Genomic DNA, 15354 nt, shown 5'->3' with positions numbered 1-15354 from the left:
AGCCCCATGAATGAATTCGAATTGCGCACGCTGGAAAACCAGCCGTGCGAGCTACGCATGTCCGTCGATGGCGAAGTACAGCACCCGCAGATCATCGGCTATGCGTCGGTTTTCAACACCCGAAGCGCCTTGCTTTTTGGTTCCTTCGTCGAGGAAATCGCGCCGGGAGCCTTTGACGATGTGCTGGGCGATGACGTGCGGGCGTTGTTCAACCACGACCCGAATTTCGTTCTAGGTCGCACCCGTAGCAACACGCTGCGCCTTGAAATCGATTCTCGTGGCCTGGCCTACATGATCGACCCGCCGGACACGCAGACGGTGCGCGACCTGGTGTTGACGCCATTGAAGCGTGGCGATGTAACCGGGTCGAGCTTTGGTTTTCGCGTTGCAGCCGATGGCGACGAATGGCGACGCGAGGGAGAAATTGTTGTGCGAACGATCCATAGGCTGGCCGGGCTGCGAGACGTGTCGCCAGTGACATATCCGGCCTATGGAGATAGCCACGCCGCCCAGCGCTCGCTGGGTAGCTGGAAGAAGAAAGCCGAGGGCATCCAGGAACTGGCGGCCAAGGCTGTAAACGAGCGTCGCGCACGCGAACGCTTTCTTGAATTGATGTCAATTATCTAAACGGAGTCCACAATGACCCTTGCAGAACTGAAGAAAAAGCGTGCGCAAGTCGCTACCGAAATGCGCGCATACCATGATGCCCAGGGCGAGGCCGCATGGGGCGACGAGCAGCGTACCCGCTGGGACGCGATGAAAGCCGACCTTCAAGGCCTGGACGAAAAGATCGCGCGAGAAGAAGACTTGCGCGACGCCGAGCAGCGCTACGTCGAAAACAACGGCGGCGATCTCGCCGCGAAGGCGGCCGCGGCTGCGGGCGATGCCTCCCCGGACGAGAGGCGGAGCGCTGCCTTCGACAAGTTCTTGCGCCACGGCGCCAGCGAATTGACGCCGGAAGAACGGAGCATCCTTGCGGAAATGCGTGCCCAGGCTGTGGGCGATAAGGTGAAGGGCGGATATACCGTCCCAACCACCTTTATCGCTCGCGTGCAGGAGTCGTTGAAGGCCTTCGGCGGCATCGCATCGGTGGCGCAGTCGCTGGTAACCGCTGGCGGTAACGTCATTGAATGGCCGACCAGCAACGGGGCAGAGGATGAGGGCGAATTGATCGGCGAAAACACCGATGCCGGCGAGAAGGATGTGGAGTTCGGTATGGACTCCATGGGCGCCCACAAACTGACCTCCAAAGTAATCCGTGTCTCCAACGAACTTTTGGCCGACAGCGGTATCGACATGGAGGCCTATGTGGCGGGTCGCGCGGGTAGTCGCATCGGTCGCGCCCGTGCCCGTTTGATTGTGCAGGGGACCGGTGCAGCCGCGAAAGGGGGCTCGCCAGCGCAGCCCAAGGGCCTTGAGGCTTCGGCAGCCGTAGGCAAGACGACCGCCGACGCTGCCAAGCTGAATTGGAAGGAAATCAATGGCCTGATTCACTCCATCGACCCGGCCTATCGCAATGCGCCCAAGTTCCGCTTGGCGTTCAATGATTCCACGCTTCAGGTCATCGAGGAAATGGAAGACGGGCAGGGGCGTCCCCTTTGGATTCCCGGCATCGATGCCGCCGCCCCGGCTCGCATCTTGAAGTACCAGTACGTGGTGGATCAGGCGATTTCGGATATGGGCGCTGGCAAGAAGTTCATGTACGCCGGCGATTTCAACGAATTCATTGTGCGCGACGTGCGCTATATGACCCTCAAGCGTCTGGTCGAGCGCTACGCCGAGTTCGATCAAACCGGCTTCCTGGTGTTCGCCCGTTTCGGCTGCGTTCTGCAGGACACAGCCGCTATCAAAGCGCTGCAAGGCAAGCCGGCCGCCGGGGGCTAATCGAAAGGGAGGCGGGCCGGGAAACCGGCCCGTATTGGGCAATGCTGGAACTGAAAGAGATCCGGGAGCAGTTGCGCATTGATGAGGCCGAGACGAGCGATGCACTGTTGACGCGATATCTAGGCGCGGCAGTACGACGCTTTGAAGCCAGGACAGGGCGGCGGCTGTTTAAAGACGCTGAAAGCGCACCGAATCCAACGCCGGAGAACGCGGTGTTCCTGGACGATGATATCGCCCTGGCGCTGCTGCTTCTGATCGGCCACTGGAACGTCAACCGTGAAGCATCTACGGACCTGAAGCTGGCAATCACACCGCAGGGCTTTTACGAGCTTGCGAATCCCTATAGATGGTGGAGCGAATGAATGCTGGCAAGCGGCTTAGCCGCATCGAGATCGAGATGCGCGAGCCAGGTCGGGACGATTGGGGGCATGAATCGCAAACTTGGATTCCGCATGTCTCAGGCATCTGGGCGAACATCAGATACCTCAACGGAAAGTCGTTTGTTGCCGCAGGAAAGGAGGTGTCCGAATCGGCTGTGAGCATCCGAATCGGATACCGAAGGGGAATCACTGCCGCGATGCGGGTACGTCACGGCGATGAGGTGTTCGCAATTAAAGCTGTCCTGCCGGACGAGACACGACGCCGGCACGTTGATCTAGTTTGCGCTATTGGGGGCGTCGATGCCTAAAGTTGTGGTGCGTGGGGCCGATCTTCTGGCCGGCGACTTTCAAGCGTTGGAACGCGCAGAACGGGGGCCGGCGTTGCGCAAGGGCGCACGGGCAGGGGCAAAGGTGGCACAACGCGCTATCAAGGCACGGGCGCCGAAGCGTTTGGGCAAGATGGCGCGCGGCATTGTGTTGGTTGCCGAGCGTTCGCCGGCAGCTTCCCGGCAGGCTACTGTGACCGTGACCCTTAGCAAGCGTACCTATATCTATGAGGGGCAAAAGAAGAATGCCGCCATGGTGGGACGCATGGTCGAACTCGGCACGAGGAACATGGCGGCAGAGCCATTCTTTCGGCCGGCGTTCGACGCTGCCGAGGGTGAAATCGTCACTGCAACCGAGGCGGAAATCGCGGCGGGCATCGACCGGGTGCTAACGGGGGCGCGATGATCGAACCGCTGGTATTAGCACGCATCAAGGGATTGGCCGGTGGGCGTGTTTTCCCCGGTGTTGCCCCTTCGGGGACAAGTCCCCCCTACGTTACCTATAGGCGGTTCAGCGGTGCGCGCGACTGGACCATGGCCGGGCCGAGCGGAGCCCTTACGGCCGCGGTTCAGGTGAACGCCTGGGCCGGCACGCCAAAAGAGGCCGCCGAAATCATGGAAACGGCTTTTGCACTGCTGTCTCCTGCCGGCCAAGACTTCGCATGCACAGGCGCCGACGACGTACCCGCCGAGGACGACGAAACCACGACCAGGCTACATGGCGCCGCCATGGAGTTCTTTTTCATCCGCTGACCGCAGCCGCGGCAGTAGATCGGCCCGCTTCGGCGGGCTTTTTTTATGGAGCCATCAATGGCATCGAGCAACGTATCCCAATACACCCGTACCCAGGGCACGCAGTTGGAGGTGTCCACCACGGCAACGGAGGACCTGAGCGCCGCCGGCACGACCTATGCTGACCTGGCCGTGACGATCAAAGACCCAAATTTTCAGGGCGGCCAAACGACCGAAATCGACGTGACGGTACTAAAGTCCACCGCCAAGGAATACGCCTTGGGCCTGGACGACAACGGCACCTTCAGCATGTCGGGTAACTGGAAGTCCGGCGATCCTGCCCAAGCCGCGCTGGTGAGTGCCCGGAGCGACAAGAAAACCCGCGCCTTCCGGGTGACCTTCGCGGACGGATCCAAGTTCGAGTTCCTGGGCCTGGTGACGCAGTACCAATGGCAAGGCCAACTGGACAACATCATTTCGGCTACGTTCAACGTCCGGGTAACCGGAGCCGTGAAGATGACCGAAGCGCCGACCCAACCGCCGACCGGTGGGAGTAAGTAAGCCATGACCGGATTTTTGAAGAATCTCGCACGGACGTTGCGCGGCCGGGCTTCAGACCCGCTGGCCGGCTTTCAGCACGAAGTAGTTACGGTGCCGGAATGGGAGGGCGCTAAGGTCATTGTGCGAGCGCCCAGCCCTGGCGATCATCTCTTTCACATCCGCGCCATCTGGGAGGCTGCCGGCGTTAATCCTGGTGAGGATCAGGACGCTATCCGCGCCAAGCTTGATGCGCCAGGCGTGGACTACACACGCGCCTCGGCCAGCCTGCTGGTGCGCACTCTATTTGAGCAAACCGACGAGGGGACGATGCGTGTGTTTGGCGACGAAGACGTGGGCATCGTCGTGGCCGCCTTCGGCCCTGTCCATGGCCGTCTGGTCGCCAAGGCCATCGAGCTGGGCAACATTGGCGAGGGGGCGCAGGACCGTGCAAAAAAGCCTTCGAGGAAGCGCCAGACCTACGTTTCTTGATGTCGCTGGCGCTTCGCCTGGGGCGCACCCTGGGCGAAGTGCTGGACGGCATAGATACCTACGAGCTTTCACTGTGGCGAGAGTTTGACCGCCTATCGCCGCTTGGCGATGAGCGGGTAGACCTACTGCATGCCGCCCTGGCGGCGACAGTGGCACAAACCGCAGGCGCCAAGGTGCAACCCTTGGACATGCTGATCCGTTGGGGTGGCGGTGGTACGCGGGAACCAGCGACAGATGCCGGTGAAAGCGCGTTAAAGGCGTTTCTACTTTCCAAGGCCAAAGAGGCCGTTTCTTAGCATTCCAGGCCCGCCAAGCGCGGGCCTTTTCTTTGTGGGTATCCCATGGCGAAGAAGTTACGCGAAATCGTTGTCGCAGTGACGGCGGATACTGGCGCCTATCAGCGCGAAATGAATCGCGCATCGCGCATGGGCGGCGAGTATTTCAAGACGGTAGAGAATGGCGCCCGCCGCGCCGACGCGGCCTATCAACGCAATGCCGCCGCCATCCGCATGCAGATTACCGAGCTTGCGGGGGCCACATCGGCTATCCAAGAGTACGCCCGCGCAGCGGCGAGCGCATTCGCCGGCGTAAAGCTGCTTCAGTACGCCGACGAGTGGGGGCAGATCAGTTCGCGGCTGAAGATCGCTACCAGCGATCAGGATGCATTCAACAGCGCCCAAGATCGCCTTATGACGATCAGCGGTCGGGTGTACAAGGAGTACGGCCAGACCGCCGAGCTGTTCATCCGCTCCAACGAGTCGTTGGCGCAGTTGGGCTACACGTCCGAACAGACGCTAGACCTGGTGGAAGCCTTTTCGTATGGCCTAACGGTCAGTTCGGCGTCGTCGGAGAAGGCTGCAACGGCAGTAAACGCGCTATCAAAGGCAATCCAGACCGGCAAGATGTCGATGGAGCAGTTCGACAGCCTGATAACCGCGGCGCCACGGCTGCAACAGGCCTTGGCCGAGTCCTTGGGCGTGACGAATGCTCAACTTCGGCAGATGGTCGCAGATGGCAAGCTGACCACGGCCGAGCTGATAAAGGTGTCGAGCCAGATCAAGAAGATGGGGCAAGAGGCTGACGCCATGCCGGTAACGGTGGCGGACGCCTTTACGCGCCTTACGAACGAGATTCGGCGCTATGTCGGGGAAGTGAACCAGGCGCGGGGCGTTACCGCGTATTTGACCGATGGCATGAATGTGCTTTCGGACAACATCGGGCTTGTGATGAAGGCCGGGGCCGTGGCTGGCGTAGGCTACTTCGCAAAGACTCTCGGCGCTATGGGCATCGAGGCGGGCAAGGCCACTGCCGCTGTTATTGCCAATCGAAAGGAGCTTATCGCCCACGCGCGGGCACAGGTGCAGGTTACGCAAGCGGAGCTGATGAGGGCCAAGGCATCCGCAGCGTATGCCGTGGAGGCACTGGACGTCGCGCGCGGAACAGCGCTTGAGACGAAGGCGAAAATTCAAGTCGCTGAGGCCAACATGGCGGTAACAGCGACAACCAATGCGGCCGCCGCGGCGCAAAGGAACTACGCGGCGGTTACCAGCGTGGCGCGGATTGCAGGGTCCGGCCTGTTGAGCTTGCTGGGCGGCCCGGCCGGGTTGATTGGCCTGGCGGCCAGCGCCGCTGCCGGTTGGCTTCTGTTTCGTGACAACACCAAATCGGCCGCAGCCGAATTGGTAGCCATGAAAGGGCCGATGGACGATGTTATCGCCAAGTTCAAGGAATTGAACGCGGTGCAGCGGGAAAGCGCCATAAAGAAGCAGGAGAAGGAGCTTGAAGCGGCCCGCAAGAGAATTGCCAAGGGCTTCCATGAACTGGGTAGGGTGTCTCAGATGGCGGGGGCAGGCCCAGCCTTCGAAAGCTTCAGGGAAGAATTGTCAGCGCTGGCTGATTCGAATCTGCCATTCGATGAACTTCAATCCAAACTTGTAGGCTTGGTGAATGGGTTGGGGGCTGTGGTCGGCCCCTCCTCCCACATGCGCGCCTCTATGATGGAAGTTGTCGATAGTGTCTTGCAGGCGCGCAAGCAAGTTGACGAGGCGTCCGCCAAGCTGGGCAGATTCAATGAAGAACAGGCCAAGGTGGCTAGCGGTGCCCGGGCGATGGGCGCAGCGATCACTTCGGCTGTCGGCGGCATGGCGGGCGCAGAGTGGGATAAGTACCTCAAGAATCTGACCACCGCGCGCGACCTTATCGGGCTGACTGCGCAACAGGCAGGCGAGTACAAGGCCAAGGCCGACGGGGCGAGCCAGGCGCAGGCTGTACTTGCCGGCGCTGTCGCCGGCCAGGCCGAGGCCGCGCAGAAGCTGCAAAAGGCCACCGAGGACAAGGACGGTAAGGCAATTGCGGGCGCTAAAGCGACCCTTCTGGAGCTGGTAAAGGTGGAGGCCCAGCAGCGGGCAATCATCGCGTCGGCGCAGGAGGCGGCGCGGCTTCAATCGGAGATTGCCCGAGGCAAGCTTGCCTTGTCCCCGGAAGAGTTAAACCGGATGGTTGCTGCGGCCGGAGCTGCCGCGCGTCAGACTGCGTTGACCGCTGGCATACAGCGCACAGAAGACCAGATTTCCGCCATCGGCAAGAACGCCTTGCCGAGCAAGTCGGCGCGGTCCTCTGGCGACTCTTGGAAGCGGTGGGTAAAGGAACGCCAGGCCGAGGCGGCTGCGCAGAACGAATTGGCTGCAGCCTACCTCAAGGGCGGGGCTGCTGTTGAGCAGGCGACCCAAGCCAAGCGCATCGAGGACGAAGTAATCCGGCAGAACGGCAAGCACCGGGCCGAGATTGTCGAGCTGTTGAATGCCGAGGCTGTAGCGCGCCGCAATGCTGATGCGTCCAAGCAAATCGCCGAAATGGGCAAAGAGATTGCCCTGATCGACGCCAAGACCGAGGCCGAGCGCGTTCTCTGGGAAACCCAGAACGGCGCTTATGCGGCGCTTGATGAGAACATCAAGAAGGCCTTGGTAGGCCGCGCCAAGGAGCTTGACCTTACCCGCAATGCCGCTGCGCGGAAGGCCTACATAGGGCAGGTTACCGGGCGTACCGAGGCCGACGAGACGCTGGAGAAATTGGGCCTGCTGGCTGACGCCTTCGACAAGAACGAAATCAGCGCAGATCAGTACAACCGGGCGTTGGGTAAGTTGACGGGCGAAGGGCTGAACGACCTTACCCAGTTTGCGCTACAAGGCGCGCGGAATATCCAAAGCTATCTGGGCGACGGTCTATATCAGGCGGTGACAGGGAAATTCGAAGGCATCGCCAATGCCTTCTTCGACATGCTGGCCCGCATGACTACCCAGGCCGCCGCGGCCAAACTGGGCGAAGCGCTGTTCGGGAACTTCGGCCAAACAAACCAGATTGGCGGCCTGGTCGGCATGATTGGCGGCGCCATGGGCGCTATGGCAGGCGAGGGCGCCAGCAGCTTGCCGGCTACAGCGAGCTGGGCAATGCCCAAGTATGCAAAGGGCGGAGCGTTCACAAACGGCGTCGTAGACAGTCCTATCGCCTTCCCGGCGGGGGTAATGGGGGAGGCTGGCCCAGAGGCCATCATGCCGCTTCATCGCGGCCCTGACGGCTCGCTGGGCGTCCGTGCCGAGTTCCCTAGCGTGTCCGGGGCCGGCGCACTCGGCGGGGCCACGCAGATAACCATCAACGTTGACCGGCGCGGCGACACCAGCAGCAGCTCATCCGAAGGTGCTGAGGGTCTGGAACAGGGCTTGGCGTCTGTGGTGCAGGCCTACGTGCGGAGGTTCGTTCCGGCCGAAATCAATAAGTCATTCCGTAGCGCGGGTGCGCTTTGGAACGCCAAGAACGGCCGTAATCCGTAGGGGGAGATATGGAAAAAGACACTTTCGAATGGTCGCCTCGGGTGAACCCGCGCGGGCAAGTCAAGCTTCGGACGCTGGAAGCGAAGTTCGGCGACGGGTACACGCAGGCCGCCGCAGACGGCATCAACAACAAGGTTCAATCCTGGCCGCTGGAGTTCGTGGGCACAGAGGCCCTGATAGGCGAAATCATCGCGTTTCTGGACCGGCATGCGGGCTACCGCAGTTTCCTGTGGACGCCGCCGCTGGGCAACGAGGGCAGATATCGGGCGTCCGAGTACGACGCCGTGGCACTGGGGGGCGAGATGTTCTCGCTATCGGTGACTTTCCAGCAGTTTTTTGGGGCATAGAGGGTATGCAGGAACTTGAGCAAATCCGTATTGGGCAGCATGCCGACGACGGCACCGGGGACGCGCTGCGCGATGGCATGGGCAAGGTAAACGACAACTTCACCAAGGTGAAGCAAGGCGTGGATGCCGTTGAATCGACCGCGGCGAGTGCTGCTGAGGTGGCCGCAGAGGCCAAGGCGAAGGCCGATGGCGATATTCCAGCGGCTGAGAAGGGCATGGCCGGCGGCGTGGCGCCGCTGGATGACCAGGGCAAGGTGCCTGCCGCCCATCTGCCGGCGCTGGAAGGTGGCTACGTGCCGCTATCGCAGAAAGGGGAGATAGGTGGCGTTGCGCCGCTGGATTCAGATGGTCGAATTCCGGAGGGCTATAGCAGCTATCCCGCGACGCGAGCGTATCTCGAAACCGATTTTAATGACCTCATTTGGACCGATGATTACTACGTCTCGTTGCCCGTACCAAACAGCCCGCCTGCGCTACGGGGTGAGGGACTATTACGGGTGCGCGAACTCTTTGATGGCCAACTGTTCCAGGAATTTTTCCTTCTTGACGCTAAGCCGGCTCGGTGGTGGCGTAGCAAGTTAACTCTTACCACTTGGGGGCAATGGCAGCAAGTTGCCGAAGCTGCTAGGACGATGGGTCCGGATCAGGCGCTTGTTGATGTCACGGGTTCCCGCGCCATCAACGTTAGTTACGTTAACAGTACAGGACGGCCCATCGTGGCGTATGTGCGGTGCGTTACTCAATCTACCGGTTCCACGGGACACCTGTCTCTGCAATTGGGCAACCCCTTCAAAGCTACTGACATATGCCACGTCCCTCTGGGGGCGGGAGTGGCCAACTATCTCACAGTCTCGGCAATCATCCCGCCGGGCGTGCAATATATGGGTTATGCGTTCGGTACTGGTTTGACCTTCGACTTATGGAAAGAGTACCGCTAATGCAGACCTTCAAAGACACCGAAACCGGGCAGTACTGGCAAGTGGATGACGATGTGATTGTCGATGACACGTCGGGCGCTTACGCCTTCTACACGGCCGGCGGCGAGCGCCTTGCGCTACCAGAGTCTCTGGTGCCGGCGGACATTGCAGATATGCCCGCTCCGAATCTTTCCCGAAGCCAGCCCCCCCCAGTCACCCGCTACCAGCTACGCGAGGCGATGCGTCTAACCCCATGGGCCAGGGATGGCGCTCCGGCGTGGACGCTGTTCGATGCATTCGACGAACTGTTGAAAAGACCAACCACGCCAGAGTATTACCGACGCGCATGGGATGAGTTGGTGGAATTCGAGGTGGAGAGCGCCACGATCCGTGCCGCTGCGGACGCATTGGGCATGACCCAGGACCAGCGCCTAGACCTGTTTGAGCTGGCTGCAGTATTGAGAGCCTAGGAGATGGGCATGCGGATATATGCCGATGTGCAGAAACTGGAAGTCGGCGAGTTAGTGGAGCTTTTCGAGTTGGACGCAACGCCAATCGGTGGGACGCTACAGCGTTTCCATGGCTATACGCAGGTTGGCCCCATTTGGTGGCAGGGAAACCGATACGAGCCTTGGGCAATTGCCGCCGCAGGGTTTGAACAGGTGGGCGAAGGCCAGCAGCCCACCCCGACTCTGACGGTAGGCAACATCGGCGCCGGCGTGGACGGCGAGCCGATAGTCGGCGTGATTTCAGCACTATGCATTGAGCTGGACGACTTTGTGGGCGCATGGGTACGTGTACGGCGCACGCTTGGACGTTATCTGGATGCTCGCAATTTCGTGGATGGCAACGAGAACGCCAACCCGGCGGAGGAACTGCGGCCAGAGGTTTGGATTGTGCAGCAGAAGACGGCCGAGACAGCCGAGGTTGTGGAGTTCGCCCTATCGAGCGCGTTGGATGTTGACGGTCAGAAGCTGCCAGGCCGACCGATCATCGCGGGCGTGTGCGGTTGGCTGCGAAAAGGCGGTTATCGCGGCCCGTACTGCGGCTACACGGGCAATCTGATGTTCGACCTTGAAGGCAACCCTGTGACCGATCCAGCGCGAGACAGGTGCTCGGGTTTGCTGTCGGATTGCAAGAAGCGATTCGGCGAGTACGAACCCATTTCGTTCGGCGGCTTTCCGGCCGCCGATTTGGTTAGGGGATAGACATGCTCAAGCGAACGATGCAGGCCATCCGTGACCATGCTGTAGCCGAGTACCCGCGCGAGTGCTGCGGCCTGGTGGTTATGGTGGGGCGGCGCGAGGTTTATATGCCGTGCCGTAATGCAGCGGCGAGCGCCGATCATTTCGTACTGGCGCCTGACGACTATGCGGCGGCCGAGGACGCCGGCCGGGTTGTGGCGGTTGTGCATTCGCATCCGGACGAGACGCCGGCACCGAGCGAGGCGGACCGGGTTGCCTGCGAGGCGACGGGCCTCCCGTGGTACATCGTCGCGGTGTCCAAGGACGACGCGGGGGCAGTAGTCGCGGGCGAGGTGCGGGGCTTTACGCCGGTCGGCTTCGTGGCGCCGCTGGTGGGGCGGCAGTTTGCTCATGGCGTGCTGGACTGCTATTCCCTGGTGCGCGATTGGTACAAGCGCGAGCGCAATATCGAGCTGCCCGACTTTGCCCGGTTAGAGGGCTGGTGGGAGCCGGGACGGCAGGGCGATTTGTATATGGACCACTACGCCGAGGCGGGCTTTCGCCCGTTGCAGGTCGGCGAGGACATGACGGCCGGTGACGTGATTCTGATGCAGGTTCGCTCGGACCGCGCCAACCACGCAGGGGTATTTCTGGGTGCCGAAGGCCTCAAGGAAGCGCCTGGCCTGTTGCCGGTTCCTGACGCGATGCTGCACCACTTATACGGACGACTATCTGAGCGGGTGGTGTACGGCGGCTACTGGCGCGAGGCCACGCGCCTACTGCTGCGCTATCAGGGGTAAGAGATGAGCGAGACACTACGAACAATCCGGCTATATGGTCGACTGGGGGCGGAGTTCGGCCGGATGCATCGGCTGGCAGTTAGCAGCACTGCGGAAGCCGTCCGCGCGCTTTGTGTGCTGATTCCGGGCTTTCAAGTTGCCATGGCATGCAGCGCTAGTAAAGGCGTCTCCTATGCCTGCTTCGTCGGCCGTAGGAACATCCCAGAGGATGAGCTTTCGCACCCTGCGGGGGATGACGATATCCGCATTGCCCCTGTGGCAACGGGCGCCAAGCGGGCGGGGCTTTTTCAGACAGTGCTAGGTGTAGCGCTGATAGCTGTTGCCGCGTATGCAACTGGCGGTTTTTCGGCGGCCTTTGCTGCCAATGGGTGGGCGGGCTATGCCGCCACGATGGGCGCATCCCTGGCGTTCGGCGGTGTGGTCCAGATGCTTTCGCCCCAGCAACGCCAGTTGAGCGTCAGGGACAGGCCGGAAAACGGCGCTTCGTACAACTTTAACGGGCCTGTCAATACCTCGGCGCAGGGCCACCCGGTCCCGCTTCTGTATGGGCGGATGATCGTCGGGAGCGCAGTTATCTCGGCGGGGATTTTTTCGGAAGATCAGGTATGAAGCAACGGCATCGCAGAAAGCAGCAGGCACCTTCGGGTGCTTTTTTTTATGGCCGCCGCTGGGCGGGTCGAGCTGCGCCAATTATCGGCCATGGGGGCGGAAAGGGCGGCGGCGGCGGCCATACCCCCACTGAGTCGCTGGACAGCCTTCACAGCATCGCCTATGCGCGTGTCATTGATTTGGTGAGCGAGGGCGAAATCTTCGGCCCCGCGCATGGTCCGGGTGGCGAGTTGCGGGACGTGTACTTGAACGGCACCCCTGTAGCCAATGAAGACGGCACGCTGAATTTTTCTGGCGTGTCAGTGGACTTTCGCCCTGGGACGCAATGGCAAGACCCGTTGCCAGGCTTCCCGGCTTCTGAGAATACCATCGGCATCAATACAGAATTGAAGGCATCGCAGCCTTGGGTGCATCTGTTCACCAATCGCCAGTTGTCGGCGGTGCGGGTGACGCTGGCTGTGGAGGGGCTGAGTAAGGCCGACACATCGACAGGAGATATCAGCGGCTACCGCGTCGAATACGCGATTGATGTAAGCCGCGACGGCGCGGCCTACCGAGAAGTGATAGCCAGCGCATTCGATGGCAAGACGACGCAGCGCTATGCGCGATCGCATCGTATCGAGCTGCCCCAGGGGGCGCGCCAAGGCTGGAGCATTCGCGTTCGGCGGCTTACCGTCAATGCGTCCAGCAGCACGATTGCCGACCGGACGATGGTGGACGCAGTAACCGAAATCATCGACGCTAAATTGCGTTATCCCATGTCGGCGGTGGTCGGGCTCAAAGTGGACGCTTCGCAGTTTCAGAGCGTCCCCACGCGGGCCTATGACTTGAAGGGGAGAATTATCCGTGTGCCCGTGAACTACGACCCGGACACCCGCAGCTATACCGGCGTCTGGGATGGCACGTTCAAGCTGACATGGACGAACAACCCCGCCTGGGTGTTCTTCGACCTGGTGAGCAATGACCGCTACGGCTTGGGCGAACGCATCCCGGCGGGCTGGCTGGATAAGTGGGGGCTGTATGAGATTGGTCGTTATTGCGACGAGCTGGTGGATGATGGGTTCGGTGGTAAAGAGCCGCGTTTCGCGTGCAATGCCTATCTTCAGCAAGCGGCCGACGCCTACCGGGTGGTGCAGGACTTCGCATCGATCTTCCGCGGCATGGCTTATTGGGCGAATTCGACGGTGTTTGCTGTGGCGGACATGCCGGGCGACCCGGTGTATACGTTTACTGCCGCCAACGTCATAGGTGGAAATTTCAGCTATACCGGGTCTGCCCTCAACACCCGATACACAAGCGCCTTGGTTTCGTGGTGCGACCTGTCGGACATGGGGCGCCAGAAAGTCGAGTACGTCGAGAGCAGCGAGGGAATAGCCCGGTATGGCATTAGCCAACTTGAGGTAACGGCATTTGGTTGTACGTCGCGGGGACAGGCCAACCGCGTCGGCAAATGGTTGCTGCTTACGTCCCAGATTGAGACGCGCGGTGTCACGTTCACTATTGGCCTGGATCATTGCCATATTCAACCCGGCAGCATCATTCGCATTGCTGACCCGCACCTGGCCGGCCGGCGGATCGGTGGGCGCATCCGCGAGGCTACCGCGCGGTGGATCGTAGTCGATGCCGAGCTGGGCGTTAGGGCCGGCGACCGTGTAACCGTGAACCTGCCCAGCGGTCGATCCGAAACCCGTTTGGTTTCGTCGGCGCTGGGCGAGCCGTTGACGCTGGACAGCGGGAAATGCAGTTTTGATTCGACCAGGTTAACCGCCGATATGGCGAGTGTGCCGGGCACGGCTATGCACATCGTTGTGCAGCCGCCATTTTCGGAGGTGCCGGAAGCCGAATGCATTTGGACCTTGGAATCTGAAGCGCTGTCCGCGCAGACGTTCCGGGTTCTGCGCATTGAGCGCAAAGGCGGATTGGAGGCTGAAGTTTCGGCGGTTCAGCATGAGGCCGGTAAGTTCAGTAGCGTTGACCACGGAACCAGGTTGGACCGGCTGCCGATCTCGGTAACGCCGCCTGGCGTGCAAGTGCCGCCTGTGGGCTTGAAAGTCGATTCGTACTACATCCTTAGTCAAGGTATCGCCAATCACACGGCAGTCTTTGAATGGGAGGCTGCTGACGGTGCCGTGTCCTATGAAGTGCAGTGGCGCCGTGACAATTCCGATTGGATCAGTTTGCCGCGTACCGGATATACGCGGGTGGAGGTGCCGAACATCTATGCCGGCGCATTCACGTTCCGCGTGCGAGCGCTGAATGCGATAGAGGTTGCCTCTATCTGGGCCACTTCTTCGCTGGTTCAGCTTGACGGCATCATCGCGCCGCCGCCGGTGGTAACTAGCCTGGTGGCGCGCGGTCTGCTGTTTGGTATCCAGTTGAACTGGGGATTGCCGCATGGGCCTTCGATCATCGAGCGGACGGAGCTGTACTACTCGCAGACTTCCAGCTTTGAGGCCGCGATTCCCCTCGGCGTGTTCGCCTATCCGCAAAACACGCATACCTTGATGGGGCTGAGTGCAGGCAATGAGCTGTGGTTCTGGGCGCGTCTTATCGACAGGAACGGCGTGGCAGGAGATTGGTTTCCGACAGGTGCAGGCGTCCGGGGGCAAGCCAGTTCGGACGCTGATCCGATCCTGGGGCAGATAGGCGGCCAGATCGGGAAAGGCATGCTCGCCCCGGAGCTGGTGAAGGAAATTGAATCAGGGGGCGGTGCTGCTACCGAGATCTTCGAAATCAAGAACGATCTTGACGCGATGATTGGCATTAAGGCCGGCGTCACGAAGGACGGCAAGTATTACGGCGCTGGCATGGGTGTTGGGGTGGAAAAAACGCCGGACGGCATGCAGACCGAAGTGCTGTTTCTCGCGGATCGGCTGGCGCTCATCAATCTGGAAAATGGCGCGATCTCCGCGCCGTTCGTCATCCAGAACGGACAGACGTTTATCCGATCGGCGTTCATCCAAGACGGCACCATCACCAGCGCCAAGATCGGCGAGTACATCCAGTCTAACAACTATGTCCCGGGCGTGTCTGGCTGGAGATGGAGCAAGGATGGAACCATGGAGAACAACGGCACCGGGGCGGGAGGAAGGCGTGTGGAAACGCCGGGTGATACGAAGATCTACTACCCGAACGGCCAGTTGGCAATCGCGATGGGGATCAATGTCTGATGGCCGCCGGTCTTAGATCATGGACGCCCAGCGGGCGTTTGCAGTTCGATTCCAACGGCTATCACGGGCTTCTGCTAGATACGTTTCTCGCTAAAGATGGCGTTCCCGGAACGAAGTCTTACGACATCTCAGGGGCCATTTTGCAGGCT

General features: G+C 60.9%; 17 protein-coding genes. All 17 read left to right on the top strand.

Translation table 11 applies throughout. From position 1 onward, the window contains the following. Positions 1-6 precede the first annotated feature (6 nt). The 17 genes from ABFG95_RS06845 to ABFG95_RS06765 are packed head-to-tail and all read left to right on the top strand — an operon-like array spanning position 7 to position 15205. The gene (locus ABFG95_RS06845; RefSeq protein ID WP_348995654.1) at positions 7-627 is read left to right on the top strand and encodes an HK97 family phage prohead protease; all 621 of its coding nucleotides are present in this window, start codon (positions 7-9) and stop codon (positions 625-627) included. A 12-nt stretch (positions 628-639) separates the two neighbouring features. Then, complete coding sequence (locus tag ABFG95_RS06840; protein WP_348995653.1) at positions 640-1884, top strand: phage major capsid protein; 1245 nt, start codon at positions 640-642, stop codon at positions 1882-1884. A gap of 41 nt (positions 1885-1925) precedes the next feature. Then, positions 1926-2246, top strand: coding sequence for a head-tail connector protein (locus ABFG95_RS06835; protein ID WP_348995652.1), 321 nt, complete (start codon positions 1926-1928; stop codon positions 2244-2246). Beyond that, positions 2243-2572, top strand: coding sequence for a phage head closure protein (locus ABFG95_RS06830; RefSeq protein WP_348995651.1), 330 nt, complete (start codon positions 2243-2245; stop codon positions 2570-2572). Before ABFG95_RS06835 ends, ABFG95_RS06830 begins: the two co-directional genes overlap by 4 nt. Further along, on the top strand, positions 2565-2996 hold the full coding sequence (locus tag ABFG95_RS06825) for an HK97-gp10 family putative phage morphogenesis protein (RefSeq protein WP_313657436.1): 432 nt from the start codon (positions 2565-2567) through the stop codon (positions 2994-2996). Before ABFG95_RS06830 ends, ABFG95_RS06825 begins: the two co-directional genes overlap by 8 nt. Further along, positions 2993-3343 carry a DUF3168 domain-containing protein gene (locus tag ABFG95_RS06820; RefSeq protein ID WP_348995650.1) on the top strand — a complete coding sequence of 117 codons (351 nt, stop codon included), beginning with the start codon at positions 2993-2995 and terminating at the stop codon, positions 3341-3343. Before ABFG95_RS06825 ends, ABFG95_RS06820 begins: the two co-directional genes overlap by 4 nt. A 57-nt stretch (positions 3344-3400) precedes the next feature. Then, positions 3401-3883, top strand: coding sequence for a phage tail tube protein (locus ABFG95_RS06815; protein ID WP_313657438.1), 483 nt, complete (start codon positions 3401-3403; stop codon positions 3881-3883). 3 nt (positions 3884-3886) lie between these two features. Beyond that, a complete protein-coding gene (locus tag ABFG95_RS06810) occupies positions 3887-4351 on the top strand; it encodes a phage tail assembly chaperone (protein ID WP_313657439.1) in 465 nt (154 codons plus the stop codon). Then, positions 4351-4647, top strand: coding sequence for a phage tail protein (locus ABFG95_RS06805; protein ID WP_348995649.1), 297 nt, complete (start codon positions 4351-4353; stop codon positions 4645-4647). The genes ABFG95_RS06810 and ABFG95_RS06805 overlap by 1 nt, the downstream gene beginning before the upstream one ends. A gap of 45 nt (positions 4648-4692) precedes the next feature. Further along, positions 4693-8178 (top strand): tape measure protein, encoded by a 3486-nt coding sequence (locus ABFG95_RS06800; RefSeq protein ID WP_348995648.1) that lies wholly within the window; start codon positions 4693-4695, stop codon positions 8176-8178. 8 nt (positions 8179-8186) lie between these two features. After that, positions 8187-8525, top strand: a complete 339-nt coding sequence (locus tag ABFG95_RS06795) for a phage tail protein (RefSeq protein ID WP_348995647.1) — start codon at positions 8187-8189, stop codon at positions 8523-8525. Between the two features lie 5 nt (positions 8526-8530). Further along, entirely contained in the window at positions 8531-9463 is a 933-nt protein-coding gene (locus ABFG95_RS06790; protein WP_348995646.1) for a hypothetical protein, read from the top strand. Next, entirely contained in the window at positions 9463-9912 is a 450-nt protein-coding gene (locus tag ABFG95_RS06785) for a hypothetical protein (RefSeq protein WP_348995645.1), read from the top strand. Before ABFG95_RS06790 ends, ABFG95_RS06785 begins: the two co-directional genes overlap by 1 nt. Positions 9913-9921: 9 nt before the next feature. Further along, the gene (locus ABFG95_RS06780; RefSeq protein ID WP_348995644.1) at positions 9922-10650 is read left to right on the top strand and encodes a phage minor tail protein L; all 729 of its coding nucleotides are present in this window, start codon (positions 9922-9924) and stop codon (positions 10648-10650) included. A gap of 2 nt (positions 10651-10652) precedes the next feature. Beyond that, a complete protein-coding gene (locus tag ABFG95_RS06775; protein ID WP_348995643.1) occupies positions 10653-11426 on the top strand; it encodes a C40 family peptidase in 774 nt (257 codons plus the stop codon). Positions 11427-11429: 3 nt separating this feature from the next. Next, the gene (locus ABFG95_RS06770; protein WP_348995642.1) at positions 11430-12035 is read left to right on the top strand and encodes a tail assembly protein; all 606 of its coding nucleotides are present in this window, start codon (positions 11430-11432) and stop codon (positions 12033-12035) included. Beyond that, the gene (locus tag ABFG95_RS06765; protein ID WP_348995641.1) at positions 12032-15205 is read left to right on the top strand and encodes a phage tail protein; all 3174 of its coding nucleotides are present in this window, start codon (positions 12032-12034) and stop codon (positions 15203-15205) included. The genes ABFG95_RS06770 and ABFG95_RS06765 overlap by 4 nt, the downstream gene beginning before the upstream one ends. Positions 15206-15354: the final 149 nt, after the last annotated feature.

Origin of the sequence: Achromobacter sp. HNDS-1, from assembly GCF_040084795.1 — a bacterium.
GTDB lineage: Bacteria > Pseudomonadota > Gammaproteobacteria > Burkholderiales > Burkholderiaceae_B > Achromobacter > Achromobacter ruhlandii.
Note: the sequence above shows the minus strand (reverse complement) of the source record. Positions and strands in the feature narration are given on the sequence as shown.